Annotated in this window: 2 protein-coding genes; both read right to left on the minus strand. The window is 33.7% G+C overall.

The window, feature by feature from the left end; translation table 11 throughout:
• Nucleotides 1–705: 705 nt before the first annotated feature.
• On the minus strand, nucleotides 706–4,200 hold the full coding sequence (locus B5X70_RS17390) for an AAA domain-containing protein (RefSeq protein ID WP_079559175.1): 3,495 nt from the start codon (nucleotides 4,198–4,200) through the stop codon (nucleotides 706–708).
• A 292-nt stretch (nucleotides 4,201–4,492) separates the two neighbouring features.
• On the minus strand, nucleotides 4,493–4,738 hold a 246-nt coding region (locus tag B5X70_RS18450), incomplete at its 5' end, for a hypothetical protein (protein ID WP_234995092.1).

Raw genomic sequence — 4,738 nt, forward strand, 5'->3', positions numbered from 1 at the left:
CGGAACGTATTGCAGATGAAAAATATAAAGGGGTCAATATGCTCCGGAAAATAGCATGAACAATTGTTGACTGCAGGGGTCAGCATGCTCCGGAATAGGGGATGAAATTAAAATTTCGCTCCCAAAATCAATACATCAAAATGATTTATATAAAAAAATGCCGCTTTGACCACTCAAAACTCTGCTTTTTGACTCAAATTTCCTTTAAAAGGGGTCAATATCCGCCGGAATGGCAGTCTCAAATTTGGCTTTTAGAAACTGGTGATAAGGGGGTCAGTATGCTCCGGAATATCCAACTATTCTCAGTTTTATTTTCAGCGCCTAAGTCTTAAAAGTCAACTGGTTAAATAGGTTCTTTCTTTTCTGTCGAATTACATACAACGGTTGGGTATATGCAAATGTGGGCGATTGCGGGTTTCAAATCTATCAAATCGTTACAATGTTGAAGCGGGCTACAACCTTTGATTTTAGCACAATCCCGCCCATTTTGTATATACCGTGTTGTATGCTGGCATTCATTCATTTCTATCTGTTTCAAATTGCACTGACCTGCCTACGAAGCACAAATTTATTTTTTTTTGCCCTTAGGGAACCCCTAATGCCCTGTGGGCAAATCGGGTCAGCTTTGCAAGCTCTTTGACAAAGCTTTGGATAGAGCGTTGGCTCGTGTGGCTTTGGCAATGTGCTTGTAAATCCGGTCGGGTATTATTTAACAACATTTTCTAAATATGCTTTTGCTTTCTTAATCATTGGTTTAGCTTGCTCGCCTTTCACTACGATAGAGGATTCTTCTCTAAAATACTTACTTTGTTCATCACGTAGAGCAGAAAACCAATTAAATGAACCATCTATTATTATGTCATTATCAATTATTATTGTTTTACTATGAATACCATCAACAAGCTTTAACTTAGCTCCACTTTGTTCAATAATCTCACGACCTTTCTTAGCAGTAGGTTTTAACTGATTATTGTTTGTGTCAAGCGTTGAGTCTGTAATTATTATGACTTTTACTCCTTTATTTACAGTAGCACTTAACTGTTTTTTTACAGAATCTATCTCGATAGAATTTACCGTTTCTTTTCCATTATTATTAAAACATTTAATCGTATCACATTCTATTGCGTTTGATGAAATAAATGGTGAAACTATTATTAATTCTGATTTCGCAATTTCAAATGCTCGATTAAGTGTTCCTACATGAGTTTTTAAATCATTGACACGAATAACACCATCTTCTATTTCTTTACTATCGAATATGATTTTATTTGAAAGTTCACAGTCTTCGTCTTCCTGTAGCCATTGTTTTAAACGACCTAAAGGATTGTTCTTAGTTGCGTCAATTGTATTTAAATTACCGAAAACAAGAAAACTTGATTTAGCTCTTGAAACCGCAACATTAAGCATATTAAGATTATCTGCAAAGAACGTGCTATCACCAGGTGTAATTACCGTTGAAAAAATCACAACATCAATTTCTGCCCCTTGCAAAGCGTGTACCGTACCCGATATAAGCTTTTTATATACTTTCTTATCAATTTTCAGCAATTCATTTTTAATAAGTGAAGCTTGTGATTTATAAGGAGTAACTATTGCCAAAACATCAGTTATAGGCTTTTGTCCAAAAGAACTTTCAAGTTCTAGCCTTTTACTTTCAATCCATTTGGCAATGGTAATAGCATCTTGAGTGTTTCTTCTACTATTACCAATTTTCTCACTTGCACTATCAATATGCATGAAACCTTTTAAAGGAAGGTCTGTTTCAGCTTTTCTCTTATTACCTTTCGTTAAAATTAATTTGTTTTGATATACATTTTTATTTGAATAAGAGATTATTTTATCTGGGCATCTTCGATGCTCTTTTAACAGTGTACCCCCGTCATCTCCATCTTTTACATAACAAGCTCGTTGAGCTAATTTCATAAGATTGCCTGATGAACAAAGCATCCCTGAATCTTTATAAGAATTGATTATATCATCTGAAGTATCTTCAGATAATAAATTATTCATTTTCAGATTTACGACATCTAGCTTCTCTTCAACTGACCATACTGGTTCTATCTGAAATACATCCCCCACAACTATAGCTTTTTTTGCCAAAGAAAAGGAAGGTATTGCGATATCCGGGGCAACCTGACCAGCTTCATCTACGATAATCAAGTCAAATAAATCAAAATATGCTTTTTCACCCTCAGCATTATCGTAAAACGTACTATACCTTGGAATAGAATGGAAAGTTGAAATATAAATAGGTGTTACTCCCGCAAATCGTTGCAATTTCTCTTTGTAACCTATTTCACCTCTTTCTTTGTCTTTACTATTCTTTTCCTGCTTTTCTTCAAGCTTTATCAAGTATTCTGCCTCACGAAAATGGATTGCATGCCAAAATGCTTCATAACGATATGAAAAATCCATTCTGACTTGCATATCTTCTAATGGTCGCAAATCTTTATATTCATTACCTGTCATGGCTTGTAACTTTTTTAGCATTTCACCATAATTTCTATCCCAATTGTTAATACAGGTAATGTAATTCGATTTTAATTCCTCTGTTTTGATTTTTAAATCAACTAATGGGTTTAGTTCTAAATTAAGTTGCTTAGTTAAATTAGTTTTAGCAATAATCCTTTCATTAAGCAAATGAATCAAAGAGTTGTAATTACTACAGTCAAGAACATCATCTAGGTTAATTTCTAAAAGCACCCTTTGAAATAAAGAAGTTCTACGTTTCTTGAATTTTGGAAGAAAAGAAAATAATTTTTGCATTAATGGTTGATTTTCTTTCGCTTCTGTTAGTTTTTCCTCTGCAACAGATGTTTGTTGGATTTCAGAGTTTGTTCTATTGATATTATATTGTAATGAAGAAATCTTTTCTAATAATTCATCAGAGCTTGAAAATCCAGCATTCTTCAATAATGGACTGATTGTTTCATGTTTTTCAGCAATCTCAAGGCTCTTTTTTAAGGTAGATACTTTTGATTGTACGATATTTAACAACTTCTCTTTGCATTCTTCTAAATTATCACCTTCTCCAATATAAGCTCTAAACTCTTTTAAAAAGTACTCTTTTTTATCTTCTATATTAGCACTTTCAAAATCATTTAGAAAGCCGTTTCCAAACTCCGAGGTGCAAGTTTGATATTTCTTGTTTTCATTCGTAGATAAATACAAACCTAAAGAAGTTAAATCAGGCAACCAACGCTGTGTCAATATGTCTTTTGAGTCAAGTACGAAACTGTCAAGAATATTTGTGATTGCTTGATTATTTGCAGAGCAAGCAACTATTAGCTCGGGTCTTTGCTGATTTATTACGGTTGAAACAACACTATTAGCAACAACTGACTGTAAAAAGGTAGTCTTACCTGTTCCCGGAGGACCATTAACTGCTAAAACATTTGATTCTTCCAGTAAATTATAACATGTAATACTTTCTCTCTGTGATACTGACAAAGGAAATTCTCCACTCATTTGACCAATATGATTCTTATTTCTAACTACTTCTGATTTCTCAGGAATAGTTGAATACGAGATTCTTTCAGTATCAACTAAACTATTAAGCAAACTCCTATCTGGTGGAGTATCTTCTAGTCTGCTATACAGTTTTCTAATATTTTTTGTCAATCCTCGTAACTCACCCTTTTGGATAAAAATATGTTTCTCATGTTTTATATTGAATTCCTCAAAGCTTTTTCCAGTTATAATTGAAAAAAAAGCTTCGCATTTTTCCCAATAAGAATTCCATGATTCCTCTTTAAATTCGAACTTCTGCAAAGCAGAATCAACATCTTTTATTGATGCAATTCGATAAGTGTCTTTCGGATTAGGATTCAAGTATTCTCTAACAAAGAAGGGTTTAACTACTCCTTTGTTTGATTTTTGAGGAGCAAGAGTTCCGTCTTTGTACATTATTGCAGGAATCCAAAATGGATAAAAAACTTCTTCATCAAGTTCTTTTGATTTTGCATGTTCAAATTCAGTTTGCATTGAACAGGGGCAAATATCAACAATGATGTATTGTGTTTCTTTATTTATCAGAGATGCATTCCATAAAAATCTCGCATGCTTTTGAGGAGCTTGCTTAATAAAGTATGATTCTACAGGTATCGGATATGTTGTAACATCTATTCTTTTTCTATCAACATCTATTAGTGTTTTTTTCCAATAACTCAACCAAGATTTTATTTCTGTATTACTTATCACTATTCAATTTTTTAAATAAATCTGCTATCGAATATACAAAATAGCCTTACTAGTGCGATTGGCTAAAAAACAGCTCTTTTGCAAGTTTCGGCTCTTTGTCAGCTGGTGCGATTTGCAAATGTGCTGTTTGTGCGATGGCTGTTCCAAATTCGCACTTCCCTAGCAAAAAGTGGCGTGTAGGGAAAAAACAAAATAAATTCCCTCAATTTTGCACTGACCTATCTACAATGAACTGTTTTCTTCGCTATCGGGTAGCTTACGCCCCCTAAGAACTGCGCATGATAGTTTCCCATCACGCAGCTCGGGCATTTCTAAAAGTGTCTTGATAAATACACTCCGGTTGTATGTTCCACAGGTTTAGCAAATTTCTGTTAATGTCATTTACATTCTTTAAAGCTATGCAATTTTGTTTGGTTTTAGAGGATTTCACTTTAAGGTCTATGAATCTTTGTTTGAAATATTTCTGGTCGTTAATGTCGAATGGATTCGACTTTGCTTTGATTTTTACATGCCTTATAATGGGTATGTATGCTAACCG

Source organism: Alkalitalea saponilacus, from assembly GCF_900168165.1.
Classification (GTDB): domain Bacteria; phylum Bacteroidota; class Bacteroidia; order Bacteroidales; family Marinilabiliaceae; genus Natronoflexus; species Natronoflexus saponilacus.